This is a genomic window from Cellulosimicrobium cellulans (assembly GCF_006539945.1).
Lineage (GTDB): Bacteria > Actinomycetota > Actinomycetes > Actinomycetales > Cellulomonadaceae > Cellulosimicrobium > Cellulosimicrobium cellulans.
The window spans coordinates 70,714-87,774 of the sequence record NZ_BJNZ01000014.1; the positions used below are offsets into that span (position 1 = coordinate 70,714).

15 protein-coding genes are annotated in these 17,061 nt (G+C 74.7%); 10 read left to right on the top strand and 5 right to left on the bottom strand.

The genetic code is table 11. From position 1 onward, the window contains the following. Positions 1-19 precede the first annotated feature (19 nt). Positions 20-985, bottom strand: a complete 966-nt coding sequence (locus CCE02nite_RS12005) for a sugar phosphate isomerase/epimerase family protein (protein ID WP_141389868.1) — start codon at positions 983-985, stop codon at positions 20-22. A gap of 87 nt (positions 986-1,072) precedes the next feature. Here CCE02nite_RS12005 and CCE02nite_RS12010 point away from each other — a divergent pair, with 87 nt between their 5' ends. The 3 genes from CCE02nite_RS12010 (at position 1,073) to CCE02nite_RS12020 (ending at position 5,183) form a co-directional block, all read left to right on the top strand. Next, positions 1,073-2,053, top strand: a complete 981-nt coding sequence (locus CCE02nite_RS12010) for a pyruvate, water dikinase regulatory protein (protein WP_141389869.1) — start codon at positions 1,073-1,075, stop codon at positions 2,051-2,053. Next, positions 2,050-4,791: a pyruvate, phosphate dikinase gene (gene ppdK, locus CCE02nite_RS12015; RefSeq protein WP_141389870.1), complete on the top strand. Its 2,742-nt coding sequence runs from the start codon at positions 2,050-2,052 to the stop codon at positions 4,789-4,791. The genes CCE02nite_RS12010 and ppdK overlap by 4 nt, the downstream gene beginning before the upstream one ends. A gap of 122 nt (positions 4,792-4,913) precedes the next feature. Continuing rightward, entirely contained in the window at positions 4,914-5,183 is a 270-nt protein-coding gene (locus tag CCE02nite_RS12020; protein WP_141389871.1) for an HPr family phosphocarrier protein, read from the top strand. An 18-nt stretch (positions 5,184-5,201) separates the two neighbouring features. On the opposite strand, the gene CCE02nite_RS12025 is transcribed toward CCE02nite_RS12020, so the two are convergent. From CCE02nite_RS12025 to CCE02nite_RS12035, 3 genes are all read right to left on the bottom strand, one after another. Beyond that, on the bottom strand, positions 5,202-5,648 hold the full coding sequence (locus CCE02nite_RS12025) for an SRPBCC family protein (RefSeq protein ID WP_141389872.1): 447 nt from the start codon (positions 5,646-5,648) through the stop codon (positions 5,202-5,204). A gap of 129 nt (positions 5,649-5,777) precedes the next feature. Continuing rightward, positions 5,778-7,511 (bottom strand): phosphoenolpyruvate--protein phosphotransferase, encoded by a 1,734-nt coding sequence (ptsP, locus tag CCE02nite_RS12030; protein WP_255318829.1) that lies wholly within the window; start codon positions 7,509-7,511, stop codon positions 5,778-5,780. Next, positions 7,508-8,908, bottom strand: a complete 1,401-nt coding sequence (locus CCE02nite_RS12035) for a PTS transporter subunit EIIC (protein WP_141389873.1) — start codon at positions 8,906-8,908, stop codon at positions 7,508-7,510. The genes ptsP and CCE02nite_RS12035 overlap by 4 nt, the downstream gene beginning before the upstream one ends. Before the next feature lie 367 nt (positions 8,909-9,275). Between CCE02nite_RS12035 and CCE02nite_RS12040 the strand changes: the two genes are divergently transcribed. From CCE02nite_RS12040 to CCE02nite_RS12055, 4 genes are all read left to right on the top strand, one after another. Then, positions 9,276-10,115 (top strand): GntR family transcriptional regulator, encoded by an 840-nt coding sequence (locus tag CCE02nite_RS12040; RefSeq protein WP_141389874.1) that lies wholly within the window; start codon positions 9,276-9,278, stop codon positions 10,113-10,115. Further along, positions 10,112-10,357: a PTS sugar transporter subunit IIB gene (locus tag CCE02nite_RS12045; RefSeq protein ID WP_024839826.1), complete on the top strand. Its 246-nt coding sequence runs from the start codon at positions 10,112-10,114 to the stop codon at positions 10,355-10,357. The genes CCE02nite_RS12040 and CCE02nite_RS12045 overlap by 4 nt, the downstream gene beginning before the upstream one ends. A 150-nt stretch (positions 10,358-10,507) precedes the next feature. Beyond that, entirely contained in the window at positions 10,508-10,738 is a 231-nt protein-coding gene (locus CCE02nite_RS12050; protein ID WP_053369276.1) for a PTS sugar transporter subunit IIB, read from the top strand. Further along, the gene (locus tag CCE02nite_RS12055) at positions 10,738-11,202 is read left to right on the top strand and encodes a PTS sugar transporter subunit IIA (RefSeq protein ID WP_141389875.1); all 465 of its coding nucleotides are present in this window, start codon (positions 10,738-10,740) and stop codon (positions 11,200-11,202) included. The genes CCE02nite_RS12050 and CCE02nite_RS12055 overlap by 1 nt, the downstream gene beginning before the upstream one ends. Before the next feature lie 114 nt (positions 11,203-11,316). Here CCE02nite_RS12055 and CCE02nite_RS12060 read toward each other — a convergent pair whose 3' ends face one another. Next, on the bottom strand, positions 11,317-13,353 hold the full coding sequence (locus CCE02nite_RS12060; RefSeq protein WP_141389876.1) for an NHL domain-containing thioredoxin family protein: 2,037 nt from the start codon (positions 13,351-13,353) through the stop codon (positions 11,317-11,319). Positions 13,354-13,451: 98 nt separating this feature from the next. Here CCE02nite_RS12060 and CCE02nite_RS12065 point away from each other — a divergent pair, with 98 nt between their 5' ends. The 3 genes from CCE02nite_RS12065 to CCE02nite_RS12075 are packed head-to-tail and all read left to right on the top strand — an operon-like array spanning position 13,452 to position 17,015. Continuing rightward, positions 13,452-13,670 carry a heavy-metal-associated domain-containing protein gene (locus CCE02nite_RS12065; protein ID WP_141389877.1) on the top strand — a complete coding sequence of 73 codons (219 nt, stop codon included), beginning with the start codon at positions 13,452-13,454 and terminating at the stop codon, positions 13,668-13,670. Then, complete coding sequence (locus CCE02nite_RS12070; protein WP_141389878.1) at positions 13,667-14,647, top strand: DUF8832 domain-containing protein; 981 nt, start codon at positions 13,667-13,669, stop codon at positions 14,645-14,647. Before CCE02nite_RS12065 ends, CCE02nite_RS12070 begins: the two co-directional genes overlap by 4 nt. A 49-nt stretch (positions 14,648-14,696) precedes the next feature. Continuing rightward, the gene (locus tag CCE02nite_RS12075) at positions 14,697-17,015 is read left to right on the top strand and encodes a heavy metal translocating P-type ATPase (protein WP_141389879.1); all 2,319 of its coding nucleotides are present in this window, start codon (positions 14,697-14,699) and stop codon (positions 17,013-17,015) included. Positions 17,016-17,061: the final 46 nt, after the last annotated feature.

Here is a 17,061-nt window from a genome sequence, read left to right on the forward strand (position 1 = left end):
GCCTACGTCAGCACGAGGGTCAGTCCGCCCCGGCGGTCTCGGCGGCGCTCCGGTCCACCGCGCCGTCCCGCGCGTCCTCCTCGCCCCAGGCGTCGGCGTGGCGGTGCGGGTGCCCGGGCGGCGGCTCGTAGCCCGGGTGCGGCCCGGGCGTGAGGTAGGTGCGCGCGAAGAACAGGGAGGCCGCGAGGTCCTCGCGGCGCTCGGCCGCGGTCCGGGCGCGGCGCGTCGAGATCTCGACGACCACGTCGCCGGACCAGTCGCGCTGCACGAGCTCGGTGAGCACCTTGTCGCACGGCTGGTCGCCCCGGCCCGGGACGAGGTGCTCGTCCGTGATCGACGACGACCCGTCGGCGAGGTGCACGTGCGCGAGGCGCCCGTCGAACACGTCGAGCAGCGCGAGCGCGTCCTGCTGCGCGACGGCGGCGTGCGACAGGTCGAGCGTCACGTGCTCGTAGCCGTGCTCCGACGGGTCCCAGCCCGGCAGGTAGGCCTGCATCTCGCGCTTGCGGCTGCGCCAGGGGTACATGTTCTCGACCGCGATGGTCACGCCCTCGGTCTCGTCGAGCTCGCCGACGAGGTCCTCGAACTCGCGCGCGTACCGGTACTGCCACCGGAACGGCGGGTGCACGACGACGGTGCCCGCCCCGACGTCCTGCGCGAGCTCGACCGTGCGCCGGAGCTTGGGCCCGGGCGCGCGCCCCCACACGCGCTGGCTCACGAGGAGCGTGGGCGCGTGGATGCTGCGGACGGGGACGTCGTGCGCGGCGGAGAGCCGCCGGAGCGCCGCGGCGTCCTGGGTCGTCTCGTCGGACCACACCATGACCTCGACGCCGTCGTACCCGAGGTCGGCCGCCGCCTCGAAGGCGTACGGGGCCTTGCGCGGGTAGACGCTGGCCGTCGAGAGCGTGACGTGGATGCGCTGCGCCTCCCCGGGGGCTGGGGACGCCTCGGGGGACGCCGCGCTCGGCGTCGGTGCGTCGGACATGCCGGTCACCCTAGACCCGTCGGCTGTGTCCCACACCCAGCGGGCGCTCGGCTGGGGAGAACCGGTGGGGCGCCCTAGCCTGGGGTCATGGCGGCGACGGCGCGCGTCATCGACATCCACGTGGTCGCGGACTCGACGGGAGACACCGGGACCCGCGTCGCGCGCGCCACGCAGGCGCAGTTCCCCGGGCAGCAGGTCCGGGTCGTGCGGCACCCGCGGCTGCACAGCCCGCAGGGCGTGGACGACGTCGTCGCGCAGCTCCGCGCCGACCCCGCCGCGGCCGTGGTGTTCTGCACCGTCGTCGACGACGCGCTGCGGACGCGCGTGCTCGACGCGTGCGCAGCGCTCGACGTCCCGTGCGCCGACCTGCTGGCCCCCGCGCTCGACGCGTTCACCGCGCGCACGGGGGCGCAGCCGGCGCGCGTCGTGCAGCCGGTCGGGCTCGCCGCGGACTACTTCGACCGCATCCACGCGATGGAGTTCGCGGTCGCGAACGACGACGGCCACCTCACCGACGGTCTCGACGAGGCGCAGGTCGTGCTCGTCGGGGCGTCGCGGACGGGCAAGACCCCGCTGTCGATGTACCTCGGCTACCTCGGCTACCCCACCGCGAACATCCCGCTCGTCCCGGGCGTCGCACCGCCGCGGGAGCTGTTCGAGGCGGAGCGCTGGAAGGTCGTGGGCCTGACCATCGACCCCGAGCGGCTGCTCGAGATCCGGCAGCGCCGCGTGCACGCGATGGGTGCCGCCGGCCTCGGGAGCCGGCGGGGCACGGCGCTCGGCGGGTACGCCGACCTCGCGCGCATCCACGACGAGCTCGACGAGGTCGCGCGCCTCCAGCGGCGCCTCGGCTGCCCCGTCCTCGACACCACGACGCTCGCGCTGGAGGAGGCCGCGGGGCGGGTCGTCGAGCTGGTGACCGCGCGTCGTCGTTCCCTCGCACCCGACGGCGCGGACCGACCCCCGGGCGACGACCTCGCCCGGGCGACCCCGCAGACCCGACCGGCGGACCGCCGTCGGGCAGGACCCCGCGCGGCCACCGCCGCCGACCACGAGGAGCAGCCATGAGCGACCGGTACGTCTACGACCTCGCGGAGGGCCGCGCGGACATGCGCGCCCTGCTGGGCGGCAAGGGCGCGGGGGTCGCGGAGATGCGCCGCATCGGCGTGCCCGTGCCGGACGGCTTCACCGTGACGACGGCGGCGTGCGTCGCGGCCATGGAGCGCGACGGGGCGTGGCCGGACGGACTGTGGGACGAGGTCGTCGCGCACCTCGACGCGCTCGAGGAGCGCACGGGACGCCGGCTCGGCGCGCGCGAGCGCCCGCTGCTCGTGTCGGTGCGCTCGGGCGCCGTGTTCTCCATGCCCGGGATGATGGACACGATCCTCAACCTCGGGATCTCGGACGACTCGGTCGAGGGGCTCGCGGCCGAGTCCGGCAACGCGCGCTTCGCGTGGGACTCCTACCGGCGGTTCGTGCAGATGTACGGCGAGGTGGTCGAGGGCGTGCCCGGGCACGCGTTCGCCGACGAGCTCGACGCGCTCAAGGCGCGCCGCGGCGTCGCGCAGGACACCGATCTCGACGCGGACGACCTGCGCGGGCTCGTCGCGACGTTCCGCGGGGTGGCCCGGCAGCACACGGGCGAGGATCTGCCGTCGGACCCGCGCGAGCAGCTCCGGCGGTCGGTCGACGCGGTGTTCGCGTCGTGGGGCAACCCCCGCGCGGCCGTCTACCGGAGGGCGAACGGCATCCCCGACGACCTCGGCACGGCCGTGAACGTCATGCGGATGGTGTTCGGCAACAAGGGCGCGACGTCCGCGACCGGGGTGTGCTTCACGCGCAACCCCGCGACGGGCGCGAAGGAGCTCTACGGGGAGTTCCTCGTGGACGCGCAGGGCGAGGACGTCGTCGCCGGCATCCGCACGCCGCGCCCCCTCGCGGAGATGGAGACCGTGCTGCCCGACGCGTTCCGCGAGCTGCGCGCGACCATGGACCGGCTCGAGCAGCACTACGGCGACCTGCAGGACATCGAGTTCACGGTGGACGACGGCACGCTCTACCTCCTCCAGACCCGCACCGGGAAGCGCACCGCGCAGGCCGCGCTGCGCGTCGCCCGCGAGCTCGTCGACGAGGGCGTCATCGACCGGGACACCGCCCTGCGGCGCCTGGACCCGGCGCAGCTCGACCAGCTCCTGCACCCGGCGCTCGACCCCAGTCACGGCGCGACCCCGCTCACGCGCGGCCTCAACGCGTCGCCGGGGGCCGCCGTCGGGCGCGTGGTGCTCGACGCCGAGACCGCGGCCGAGCGCGGCAAGGCCGGCGAGGCGGTCGTGCTCGTGCGCTGGGAGACGAACCCGGACGACATCGCGGGCGTCATCGCCGCGCAGGGCGTGCTCACCGCGCACGGCGGCATGACGTCGCACGCGGCCGTCGTGGCGCGCGGCATGGGCAAGCCGTGCGTCGCGGGCGCGGGCGAGCTGCGGATCGACGTCGAGGGGCGCCGCGTCCTCGTCGGGGACCACGTGCTCACCGAGGGTGACACGATCACGCTCGACGGCACGACCGGCGACGTCTACGCAGGCGCGCTGCCGCTGGTGCCGCCCCAGGTCACGGACGACTTCCGCGCCGTGCTCGGCTGGGCCGACGACGTGCGGCGCCTCGGGGTGCGGGCCAACGCCGACACGGGCGAGGACGCGGCGAAGGCACGCGAGCTCGGCGCCGAGGGCATCGGCCTGTGCCGCACCGAGCACATGTTCATGGCGCCCGACCGGCTCCCCGTCGTGCGCGAGATGATCCTCGCCGAGACCGACGCCGCGCGCGGCGCCGCGCTCGACCGCCTGCTGCCCATGCAGCAGGCCGACTTCGAGGAGATCTTCGCCGCGATGTCCGGGCTGCCCGTGACGATCCGGCTGCTCGACCCGCCGCTGCACGAGTTCCTGCCCGACCTCGTCGAGCAGTCGCTCCTCGTGCAACGGCTCGAGGACGAGGTCGGCGACGCCGGCGCACCGCTGCACGGGACGGACGCCGTCTTCGAGGGCTGGGCCGCCGCGGCCGGTGGCGGGGAGACGACGGCGCGGCTCGCCCGGGCGCGCCGCCTCCTCGCGCAGGTGCGCCGGCTGAGCGAGATGAACCCCATGCTCGGCACGCGCGGCGTGCGGCTCGCGCTGCTGCACCCCCAGATCGCCGCGATGCAGGTGCGGGCGATCGCGCGCGCCGCGCTCGCCGCGCGCGCGGCCGGGCACGACCCGCGCGTGGAGATCATGGTGCCGCTCGTCGGGTTCTCGGAGGAGCTGCGCCGCATGCGCGAGGTCGTCGACGCGACGATGGCCGAGGAGCTCGCGGGCGCGGAGGTTCCGCTGCCGTACGCCGTCGGGACGATGATCGAGCTGCCGCGCGCGGCGCTCGTCGCGGACCGCATCGCCGAGCACGCGGAGTTCTTCTCGTTCGGCACGAACGACCTCACGCAGACGACGCTCGGCATCTCGCGCGACGACGCGGAGGGGTCGTTCCTCACCGCGTACCTCGAGGCGGGGGTCGTGGGCACGAACCCGTTCGCGACGATCGACCGTGACGGGGTCGGCGAGCTCGTGCACGTCGGCCTCGAGCGCGGGCGTCGCGTCCGACCGGGGCTGCACGCCGGGGTGTGCGGCGAGCACGGCGGCGACCCGGCGTCCGTCGCGCTGTTCGACGAGATCGGCCTGGACTACGTGTCGTGCTCGCCGTACCGCGTCCCGATCGCGCGGCTCGCGGCGGCACGCTCGACGCTCGACCGGCGCGACGGCGTGCGCACGACGCGCGACGCCTGACGCCTGCGGCGGCGGGAGCTGGTCGACGGCGCGCGGACCGGAGGCCCTCGGACCCTCGCCTTGTGGGCGCCGATCCCCTAGGATGCACTGGTCCAGACCACCTGTCTGCCGGAGGAACAACCATGGACCGTGCCGTCGTCGTCGCGATCACCGAAGGCCTTCACGCCCGCCCCGCCGCCCTGTTCGTCAAGGCGGCCGCCGCCCAGCCCACGCCCGTCCGCATCGCCAAGCCGGGCGGAGACCCCGTGGAAGCGGCGAGCATCCTCAGCGTCATGACGCTGGGCGTGGCCGCCGGGGACGAGGTCGTGCTCTCGACCGACGCCGACGGCGACGACGCGAGCGCGGCGATCGCCGCGCTCGCGACCTTCCTGGAGCAGACCGAGGTCGCCTGAGCACGGCGGGCCCGTCACTCAGTGCCAGTCGCTGATCTGCACGTCGCGCGGCGCGGGCGCGCCGGCGCCCGTCTCCGTGAGCGCCTTGAGGCTCAGGAGGTACGACGCCCACTTGGTGCTGCAGTGGTGCATGAACTCCACCGGCTCGGCCCAGCCGCGGTGACCGAACAGCACGATCGTCCAGTCGCCGTCCTGGCGCAGGTCCCACTCGACGGTGGTGCCGATCCACTCCTGAGGCCCGTCGACGACGCGCCACACGACCCGTTCCGACGGCCGCAGCTCGACGACCTCCATGTCGAACCCGCCGATCGGCGGGAACCGGAACGCGAGGACATCCCCGACCTCCTCGCCCCCCGTCGTGTCCTCGGTCCACCAGCCGGCAAGGCCGTCGACCGTCGTCAGCGCCCGGTACACCGCCTCCGGCGTCGACCCCTCGACGCCCGCCCTGTGCAAGATGTCCACCATCGCCGCTCTGCCGTCCGTCTTTTTGGTGCAATCAATTGGTTGCACATCATGCTAGACCGGCGAACGGATATGCGCAACCCTCAGGTTGCATATGGTGCCCGCGCGTTCGGGAGCGAGGTCGAGCGCGGGTCAGAGGCCCAGCTCCGCCAGGATCGGGAGTCGGGCCCGCACGGCCGCGCGAGCGGCGTCGGGCGTGGGCTGCTGGAGCGCGAGGAACGCGAGCTCCTCGCACTGCTCCGACGTCGTCGCGGCCAGCACCGCCGCGACGTCGGCGAGCGCGCGCGGCGTCATGGACAGCGACGTCACGCCGAGTCCCACGAGCACCGGCGCGAGCACCGGGTCGGCCGCGGCCTCGCCGCACACGCCGAGCGGGCGCCCGTTGAGCGCCGCGCCCGAGCCCGTCGCCCCGACGAGCGCGAGGACCGTCGGCTGCCACGCCGTCGAGAGCCGCGCGAGGTCGGAGACCTCGCGGTCGGCCGCCATCGTGTACTGCGTGAGGTCGTTCGTGCCGATGCTCGCGAACGACGCCTTGGCGAGCACCCAGCGCGCCCCGAGGGCCGCTGCGGGCACCTCGATCATGACGCCCGCGGTGCCGAGCCCGTGGTCGGCGCACAGCGCGACGAACGACTCCGCCTCGTCCGGCGTCGCGATCATCGGCGCCATGACCCACACGTCGGCCGACTCCGCCGCCGCCGCGCGCGCGATCGCCGTGAGCTGGCGGTCGAGCACCTCGGGGTGGCGCCGCGCGGTGCGCAGCCCGCGCACGCCGAGAGCCGGGTTGGGCTCGGCCTCGGGCGTGACGAACGGGAGCGGCTTGTCCGCGCCCGCGTCGAGCGTGCGGACCACGACCTTGCGGCCGGGGAACGCCGCGAGCACCTCGCGGTAGGCCGCGACCTGCTCGTCGATCGTCGGCTCGACCGTGCGGCCCAGGAAGCACACCTCGGTGCGGAAGAGCCCCACGCCCTCCGCCCCCGCGTCCGCGGCGGCCCGCGCGTCCTCCCCGTTCGCGACGTTGGCGAGGAGCTCGACGCGACGGCCGTCCGCCGTCCGCCCCTCCCCGTCGAGGCGGCGGCGCTCGCCCCGGGCGCCCCGCGCGGCGACGACGGCGGCCACGTCGTCCGCGGACGGGCCCCGCTCGACCGTGCCGAGCCCGCCGTCCACGAGCACCGTCTCGCCGTCGTGCAGCGTCAGCGCGTCCTCGACCGCCACGACGGCCGGGATGCCGAGGGCGCGCGCGAGGATCGCGGTGTGCGACGTCGGCCCGCCGCCCCGCGTCACGACCGCGAGGACGCGCTCGGGGTCGAGCTGCGCGGTGTCCGCGGGGGCGAGGTCGTCGGCGACGAGCACGAACGCGTGCCCGGGGTCGGGCACGCCCGGTGCGGGCAGGCCGAGCAGCGTCGCGACGATCCGGTCGCGCACGTCGCGCACGTCGCGCGCCCGCTCGGCCATGAGCCCGCCCAGCGCCTCGAGCTGCCCGACGACGACGCCCGCCGCATCCCACACGGCACGTGCCGGGGTGGAGCGCTGCTCGCGTACGCGCCCGACCGCGTCGCGCGCCAGGGCGGGGTCCGCCGCCATCGCGGCGGTCACGCCCAGCACCTCCGCCGCGGTGCCCTCGGCCCGCGCGGCGCGCGCCGTGAGGTCCTCCTGGACGGTCGTCACCGCCGCGAGGACCTGCGTCACCGCGAGGTCCACGTCGGCGTCCGTGCTGTCCGCGGCGAGCGGGGCGGGGTCGGGCTCGGGGACCGGGTCGGGCATCCGCACGACCGTCCCCGCCCCCCGCCCGGGGCTGACCGGCACGCCGGTCAGCCCCGGGTCGGAGACCCGCGCCGGTGCGCGCGTCACGTCGTCGGCGACGGTCACGCCGTGCCTCCGCCGCCCGAGCCGGTGCGGCTCGGGACGTCGGCCTCGGTCCCGGCGGCGGCGCTTTCGCCGCGCCCGGTCGCCGGGACGTCGGACGCCGGCGGGTCGACGACCACCGGGGCGTCGGCCGCACCCGCGGCTCCCGCCGCCTCGACAGCACCGTCCGTGTCGTCCTCACGGCCGGGGGTCCGCAGGTTCCAGCGCGTGATGACGAAGCGGAAGAGGAAGTAGTAGATCGCCGCGTACCCGAGCCCGATCGGGATGAGCAGGAGCGGCATCTCCGCGATCCGGAAGTTCAGCAGATAGTCGATCGCGCCCGCCGAGAACCCGAAGCCGTCGCGGATGCCGAGAGCGTTGACCAGGGCGAGCGACGTCCCCGTGAGGACCGCGTGGATGACGTACAGCGGGTAGGCCACGAACACGAACGCGAACTCGAGCGGCTCGGTGACGCCCGTGACGAACGAGACGAGCGCGGCGGAGCCCATGATGCCCGCGACGACCTTGCGCTGGGCCGGCTTGGCGGTGTGGACGATCGCGAGCGCCGCCGCCGGGAGGGCGAACATCATGATGGGGAAGAAGCCGGTGAGGAACGTTCCGGCGGTGGGGTCGCCCGCCAGGAAGCGGAAGATGTCTCCCTGCGCGACCGTGCCGTCGGGCGAGGTGTACTCACCGAACTGGAACCACGGCAGCGAGTTGAGCAGGTGGTGCAGCCCGATCGGCACGAGCAGGCGGTTGAGAGTGCCGAAGATGAACGCGCCCAAGATGGTCGAGCCCGTGACGAACCCGCCGATCTGGTCGTTGATCAGCCAGTCGAAGGCCGGGTAGATCAGGGCGCCGACCACGGCGATGAGGACCGACACACCCGCGGTGATGATGGGGACGAAGCGTCGCCCGCCGAAGAACGCGAGGTACGGGGGCAGCTTGATCCGGTAGTACTTCTGGTAGAGCAGCGCGGCCGTCAGACCGATGACGATGCCACCGAGCACGCCGTAGTTGATGAGCTCCTGCGCGTCCCCCTCGGCGGGCTTGCCGAGCACGTAGGGCGAGAGCGAGTCGCTGACGCCCTTGAAGACGAGGTAGCCGATGAGGGCCGCGAGGCCCGTCGTCCCGTCGGACTTCTTCGCGTACCCGACCGCGACGCCGAGGGCGAAGATGATCGGCAGGTTGGCGAACAGCGCGTTGCCGGCCGCCCCGAGCACGTCAGCGACGGGCTGCATCCAGGCGAAGGTGCCGGCCACGCCGTCGGCGCCGAGCATGTCGGGCTGGCCCAGGCGCAGCAGCAGCGCGGCGGCGGGGAGGGACGCGATGGGCAGCATGAGGGAGCGCCCGACGCGCTGGAGCTGCGCGAAGCCGGGCACCCCCTTCTTCGTCCTCGTCGGTTCGGCGACGGTGGTCATGTGTCGTTCTCCTCCTGGGTGGGCCTGGGGCGCAGGCCGGGATGCGTCGAGCGGCGGCTGTGGCGCGACGTCGTGCAGGGCGTCGTTGCCGGTCCCGGGGCACGACGAGAAGACCTGGGGTCGTCGTCCCCGAACACCCGGTCCAGGTTGTCTGGACCACTTGCAGGAAGAGTGGTCTAGACCTCATGATGTGTCAACCCCCGGAGGTGACCCGGGACACACGGACAGGTCCACGACCCGCGTCGCCGCAGGTCGGAAGGCGGACAATGCACCCGTGGAGATCGAGGCACCGACGCAGGGCCGTCCGCCCGGACAGGGCGCGGACGCGGACGAAGGACCAGGACGAGGACGAGGACGCGGCACGACGATGAGCAGGTCACGATCGCAGGCGAGCGAGCACAAGTACCTCACGGTGCGCGCCTACCTCGCCGACCTCGTGGCGAGCGAGCTCTCGGTCGGCGACGCGGTGCCGTCCGAGCGCAGCCTCACCGAGAAGTTCGGCGTCTCGCGCATGACCGTGCGCCAGGCGATCGACGCGCTCGTGACCGAGGGCGTCCTCGAGCGTGCGCAGGGCCGCGGGACGTTCGTCGCCCCGCCGCGCGCGGACTTCGAGATGCGCCTCACGACGTTCGGCGAGGAGGCGCGGCGCCGCGGCATGGAGCCGGGCACCGACGTGCTCGAGATCGGCACGGCGCCCGCCCCGGCGTCGGTCGCCGAGTCGCTCGGGCGCGCGACGGGCGACCCTATGCACCACGTGGTGCGCCTGCGCTCCGCCGACGGGTCGCCCATGAGCGTCGAGGAGGCGTGGATCCCCGTCGACCTCGCGCCCGACCTGCTCGACGACGGCGTCCCCGAGAGCCTCTACGGCGCCCTGCGCGAGCGCGGCCTGGCCCCCACGTGGGGCGAGGACACCATCACGGCGTCCGACGCGACCGTCCAGGAGCAGAAGCTCCTCGGGCTGCGCGCGTCGCGGGCGGTCATGCGCACCGTGCGCCGCACGTTCGCCGGCGACGCGCCGCTCATGTACTCCCGGTCGAGCTACCGCGGCGACCGGTACAGCGTGTTCGTCCCGCTGCGCGAAGCGCGCCCGACGCTCGTGCCGCGCACCACCGCGACCGACGCGGCGAGCACCCCCGACCCGACGCCCACCGACCACCTCGACCCCGTGCCAGTGCCGGCCCGGGCGACCGAAGGGAACGACCGATGACACAGTCCGACGCAGAGCGCGCCGCGACGATCCTCGCCGGGCTCGGCGGGGTGGCGAACATCGACGAGATCGACCCGTGCACCACACGGCTGAGATCGCTCGTCAAGGACCCCGCGCTCGTCGACGCCGCGCTCCTGCGGCGCGCCGGAGCGTTCGGCGTCATGGTCAACGGCCGGGTCGTCCAGGTCGTCGTCGGCCCGCAGGTCGACACGATCGCGTCCGACCTCGCCGACCTCATGTGAGGACTCGCCACGACCGCAGCACCACCGTCGTCGCACCACCCCTGGCGACGGCGTCCCGACCCCGCGCGCCCCGCGCACCCCGACCGGCACGGCAGCCGGCCGGGACACCTGACCCGGCCCCGGCCGGACCCGGAACCACGAGGAGCACCCGTGAGCAAGGCAGAGCAGATTCTCCGAGGCCTCGGCGGCGACGCGAACGTCGTCGACCTGGAGGCGTGCATCACGCGCCTGCGCGTCGAGGTCGAGGACCCGGCGCTCGTCGACGACGCGACCCTGACCGCCGCCGGGGCGATCGCCGTGGTGCGGTCGGGCGCCGCGATCCAGGTCATCGTCGGCCCCGAGGCCGACAACATCGCCTCCGACATCGAGGACCTGCGCTGATGGCCGCGCCGCTCACGGTGCTCGTGCCCGTCACGGGCACGGTGATCGACGTCTCCGACGTCGACGACCCCGTCTTCTCGGCGGGCCTCGTCGGGCCGGGTCTCGCCGTCGAGCCCGACGACGCGCAGGGCGGCGAGGCCGTCGCGCCCATCACGGGCACGGTCGTCAAGCTGCACCCGCACGCGTTCGTCGTCCAGCACGACGACGGCCGCGCCGTCCTCGTCCACCTCGGCATCAACACCGTCCAGCTCGGCGGCGAGGGCTTCACGACGCACGTCGCACAGGGCGACCACGTCCAGCGCGGCACGGTGCTCGTCACCTGGGACCCGAAGGCCGTGCGCGCCGGCGGCCGGTCGGCGGTGTGCCCGGTCGTCGCGCTCGAGGCGGCGCCCGACGACGTGACCTCGCTCGCCGAGGTCGGTGCGTGGGCCGCCCACGGCGAGGAGCTGCTCACCTGGGGCTGACGCCCGGTGCCGAACCCGGGGTTGTCGGCCAGCCCGGGGCCGAACCCACCGATATCCCCGGGTTCGGCCGGATCCGGAGCGCCGAGCCCGGGCTCGGCGCACCTCGGTCGGCGGTCAGCCTCGGAGCGGGAGCGTGAGGGACGGGACGTCGCACGGCTCGCCACGGTCCACCACGCGGACCGGCACGCCCCAGTCCTGCTGCGCCAGATGGCACGCCGGGAAGACGTCGGGGTCGGGCTCGCCGTCGGGGCCGAGCGGGACGACGTCGCACGACGCCGCCCGCGCGGTCACGTGCAGCACGCCCTCGCGGACCTCGGGGTTGATGACGAGGTCGCGTCCGAGCTCGACGCCCGTCCCGTCCCCGGACAGCAGCAGCTCGGGCGGCGTCGCGCTCACCCGCAGCTCCGTCGACGGGCCGAACCGGTCGTCGAGCTTCTGCCCCGGCGCCGGGACGAACGGGACGTCGAGCCACAGCGGCCCGGCCTCGATGTCGGTGATGGGGCGCTGCGTGCGGTGCGCGCCGCCGTCGAGCACCTCGCCCGCGAGCGAGGCAGGCAGCGCGACGCGCGTGAGCCGGTGCGCCGCGGACTCGACCACCAGGAGGTGGACCTGCGGCTCACCGTCCGGCCCCTCGCCCACCTGCACGACGACGCCGCTCGGCTCCGCGAGACCGGTCGCCAGGGTCGTGACCTCGCCGGCGAGGCGGGTCCCGGAGGTGTCGTCGCCGACGCTCCCGGCATCACCGGCCGCGGGCGCGAACCGGCGCAGCGCGCCGTCGTAGGTGTCGGCGACCACGACGCTCCCGTCCGGCAGCGTCGCGACGCCGAGCGGGTGCTGCATCAGCGCCTGCTCGGCCGGGCCGTCGCGGTGGCCGAAGTCGAACAGTCCCTGGCCCACGGCGGTCCGGACCTCGACGCCCCCGCCGGGCACCGTGGTCACGCGACGCAGCGCCGACGTCTCCGAGTCCGCGACCCAGATCGCCCGGTCCGCACCGACGGCCAGCCCGGACGGCTGCGCGAACCACGCGGAGACGCCCGGCCCGTCCTCCAGGCCCTCGTTCATCGTCCCGGCGAGGTGAATCATCGAGCCCTGCTCGCCGTCGAACGCCCACAGCGTGTGGTTGCCCGCCATCGCGACGACGAACGCCGCGAGGTCCTGCGACCAGGCCACGTCCCAGGGTGACGAGAGGCGCACGTCGAGCGGCGCGTACTGCCCGCCCGCCTCGGCCGGACCGTGGCCTGTGACGTCGGCGCCCCGTCGGCCCTCCCGCAGCACGACGTTCTCGACCCCGCCGACCATGAACTGCTCACCCGTGCCCGCGATGGTCGTCACGTGCCCGTCGGCGAGGCGCACGCCGCGCAGGACGTGGTTGGCCGTGTCCGCGACGACGACGTCGTACTCGAGCCACGACCGCAGCTCGACCGGGACGAGGCACAGCCCGTTGGGCTCGGCGAACCGCGCGTCGTCGGGGCCGCCGTCGGCGAGGCCGCGCTCGCCGGACCCGATGCGCCGGACGAGCGTCTCGCCGTCGGGCAGCAGCTCGGCGAGCGAGTGGTGCCCCGCGTCCGCGACGAGGAGGTTGCCGCCGGGCAGCTCGATCGCCTTCGCGGGGAAGCGCAGCGTGCCCGACGACGGCGCGGGCGGCACGTACGGGCCGTCGCCCCGGTGCAGCGTGCCCTTCGCGTCGTGCTCCGCGACGAGCTCCTCGACGAGGGCGGCGATCGCGGACGCGTGGCCCTCCCCCGCCATCTGCGCGACGACGTAGCCCTCGGGGTCGATGACGACGAGCGTCGGCCAGGCGCGCGCGGCGTACGCGGACCACGTGACGAGCTCGGGGTCGTCCACGACGGGGTGGTGCACCTCGTAGCGCTCGACCGCGGCCGCGAGCGCCGCCGGGTCCGCCTCGTGCTCGAACTTGGGCGAGTGCACGCCCACGATGACCAGCACGTCGCGGTGCGCCTCCTCGAGCTCGCGCAGCTCGTCGAGGACGTGCAGGCAGTTGACGCAGCAGAAGGTCCAGAAGTCGAGCACCACGACCTTTCCGCGCAGGTCGGCGAGGGTCACGTCCCGGCCGCCGGTGTTGAGCCAGCCGCGGCCGACCAGCTCGGACGCGCGGACGCGGGGAAGTCGATCGGTGGTCACGCTCCCCATTGTCGCGCGACCTCCGACCCTTGACCCTCATACCCCTGGTGGGTATATTCGCCATCGTTCGATACCCCGCCGGGGTATCCGGGACGAGGAGGAGCGCGATGAGCATCGTCGAGATCGAGTACCAGGTGACCGGCATGACGTGCGGGCACTGCGAGACGTCGGTGCGCGAGGAGGTCGAGCAGGTGCCCGGCGTCACCGCGATCGACGTCAGCGCCACCACCGGTCGGCTCGTCGTCACGGCCGACCAGCCCCTCGACGACTCCGCGGTCGTGGCCGCGGTCGACGAGGCCGGGTACCAGGCGGTGCGGGTCCCATGAGAGCCCCCGCCCGCATCGGGCTGTACGCCGCAGGGCTCGGCGTCGTGTTCGTCGCCTCCGCCGCGATCGCCGGGGCCGTCGTCCCGGAGGACGCCGTGCCGGACCCTGCCGCCTCGCACGCCCCGGAGCATGCCGCCGAGGAGCAGCGCACACCGGCCGGTGACCCCGAGCCGGAGAGCACGAGAGGAGCGGCCACGACGCGCGGACTGTCCCTGGAGCAGGACGGCTACACGCTCGGCGAGATCGAGGCACCGGGGGCGGTGGGCGAGGCCGGAGAGCTGGCGTTCACCGTCACCGGCCCCTCCGGGGAACCCGTCACGGAGTTCGACGTCGCGCACGAGCAGCGCCTGCACCTCATCGTCGTGCGCTCCGACGGCGCGCACTTCCGGCACGTCCACCCCGCGATGGACGCGGACGGGCGCTGGTCGCTGCCCTGGGCCTGGGACGCCGCCGGGACCTACCGCGTCTACGCGGACGCCGCGCCCAGCGCGGGCGACGCCGTCACCCTGACCCGCACGGTCGACGTCGCGGGCGGGCTCGACCCGGTCCGCGACGCCGAGGTCTCCACCACGGCGTCGGTCGACGGGTACGACGTCGCGCTCGACGGGCAGCTCGTGGCCGGGACGGCCTCCCGGCTGACCGTCGAGATCACGCGCGACGGCCGGCCCGTCACGACGCTCGAGCCCTACCTCGGCGCCTACGGGCACCTCGTCGCGCTGCGCGACGGCGACCTCGCCTACCTGCACGCACACCCTGAGGGCGACGAGCCGGAGGCGGGCCAGGTCTCCGGCCCGACCGTGTCGTTCGGCGTCGAGGCGCCCACGCCGGGCCGCTACCTGCTGTACCTCGACTTCCAGGTGGAGGGCCAGGTGCGCACCGCGGCGTTCGTCGTCGAGGCGACGGCCGACGGCGCTCCTGCCCCCGCGTCGGACGACGCCCCCGCCGCCGGTCACGACCCGGCGACGCACGACCACTGACCACGCCCGCACCCCCGGCAGCGCGCTGCCGGGCCGGAAGGAGGACCTCATGACGGCACCGGCCGCCCCGTCACCGGGGACGTTCGTCGAGCTCGAGATCGGCGGGATGACGTGCGCCTCGTGCGCCATGCGGATCGAGAAGAAGCTCAACAGGCTCGAGGGCGTCACCGCGACCGTGAACTACGCGACGGAGAGGGCGAAGGTCACCGTCCCGGACGGCGTCGACGCCGCCACGCTCATCGCCGAGGTCGAGAAGACCGGGTACACCGCCCAGCTCCCGCGCGTCGAGGACCCCGACGTCCCGGCAGCGGACGAGGCGGACGACGCCGAGCCCGAGCTCACGGCGCTGCGGCAGCGCCTCGTCGGGGCCGTGGTGCTCTCCGTGCCGGTCGTCGCGATGGCGATGGTCCCCGCGCTCCAGTTCACGTACTGGCAGTGGGCCAGCCTCGCGCTCGCCGCGCCCGTCGTGGTGTGGGCGGCCTGGCCCTTCCACCGCGCCGCGTGGACCAACCTGCGCCACGGCGCGGCGACGATGGACACCCTCATCTCCGTGGGGACCGGCGCCGCGTTCCTGTGGTCCCTCTACGCGCTGTTCCTCGGCACCGCGGGCGAGCCGGGCATGACGCACCCGTTCACACTGTCCGTCGCGCCCACCGACGGCGCCGGGAACATCTACCTGGAGGTCGCGGCCGGGGTCACGACCTTCATCCTCGCCGGCCGCTACTTCGAGAAGCGGTCCAAGCGGCAGGCCGGCGCCGCGCTGCGGGCTCTGCTCGAGCTCGGCGCCAAGGACGTGGCGGTGCTGCGCGACGGCGCCGAGACCCGCATCCCGATCTCGGAGCTCGCGGTGGGCGACGAGTTCGTCGTGCGCCCCGGCGAGAAGATCGCCACGGACGGCACGGTCGTCGCGGGCACCTCCGCCGTCGACGCCTCGATGCTCACGGGCGAGTCCGTGCCCGTCGAGGTGGGCGAGGGCGACGCCGTGACGGGCGCGACCGTCAACGCGGGCGGGCGGCTCGTCGTGCGCGCCACGCGCGTCGGCGGCGACACGCAGCTCGCACAGATGGCCCGGCTCGTCGAGGACGCCCAGTCCGGCAAGGCCCAGGTCCAGCGGCTCGCCGACCGCGTCTCCGCGGTCTTCGTCCCGATCGCCATCGCGATCGCCGTCGGCACCCTGGGCGCCTGGCTCGGAGCGGGTGCGCCCGCCTCCGCGGCCTTCACCGCCGCCGTCGCGGTGCTCATCATCGCGTGCCCGTGCGCCCTCGGCCTCGCCACCCCGACGGCGCTGCTCGTCGGGACGGGGCGCGGTGCGCAGATGGGCGTCCTCATCAAGGGACCCGAGGTGCTGGAGTCCACCCGGACCGTGGACACCGTCGTGCTCGACAAGACCGGGACCGTGACGACGGGCGTCATGACGCTGACCGACGTCGTCACCGGCACCGGGGTCGACCGCGCCGAGCTCCTGCGTCTCGCCGGGGCGCTCGAGGACGCGTCCGAGCACCCGGTCGCCCGGGCGATCGCCCGGGGCGCCACGCAGGAGGTGGGCCCGCTCCCGGTGCCCGCGGAGTTCAGCAACGTCGAGGGCAAGGGCGTGCAGGGTGTCGTGGACGGGCACGCCGTCCTCGTCGGCCGCGAGTCGCTCCTCGCCGAGTGGGCGCAGCACCTCCCGCGCGAGCTCGCCGACGCCAAGGCGCGCGCCGAGGAGCAGGGCGGCACGGCCGTCGTCGTCGGCTGGGACGGGCGCGCCCGCGGGATCCTCGTGGTGGCCGACGCGGTCAAGCCCACGAGCGCCGAGGCGATCCGCCGGCTCCGCGCGCTCGGCCTCACCCCGGTGCTCCTCACCGGGGACAACGCGACCGTCGCGCGCCGGATCGCGGCCGAGGTCGGCATCGACGAGGTGATCGCCGAGGTCATGCCCCGGGACAAGGTCGACGTCGTGTCCCGGCTCCAGGCCGAGGGCAAGGTCGTCGCGATGGTCGGCGACGGCGTGAACGACGCCGCGGCCCTCGCCCAGGCGGACCTGGGGCTGGCCATGGGGACGGGCACGGACGTCGCGATCGAGGCCGCCGACATCACGCTCGTGCGGGGCGACCTGCGCTCCGCGGCCGACGCGATCCGCCTCGCGCGGCGGACGCTCGGCACCATCAGGGTGAACCTGTTCTGGGCCTTCGCCTACAACGTCGCCGCGATCCCGCTCGCCGCGCTCGGCCTGCTCAACCCCATGCTCGCGGGCGCCGCGATGGCGTTCTCCAGCGTCTTCGTCGTGGGCAACAGCCTGCGGCTGCGGTCGTTCTCCAGCCGGGCCACGAGCCCGGACCCGACGACCACCATCTCGACGACGCCGACCGTGGAGCTCGCCGGCGTCTGACCGCAGCCGGTCCGGACCTCCCGTGCCCGGTGCTGCACCTGCTGGT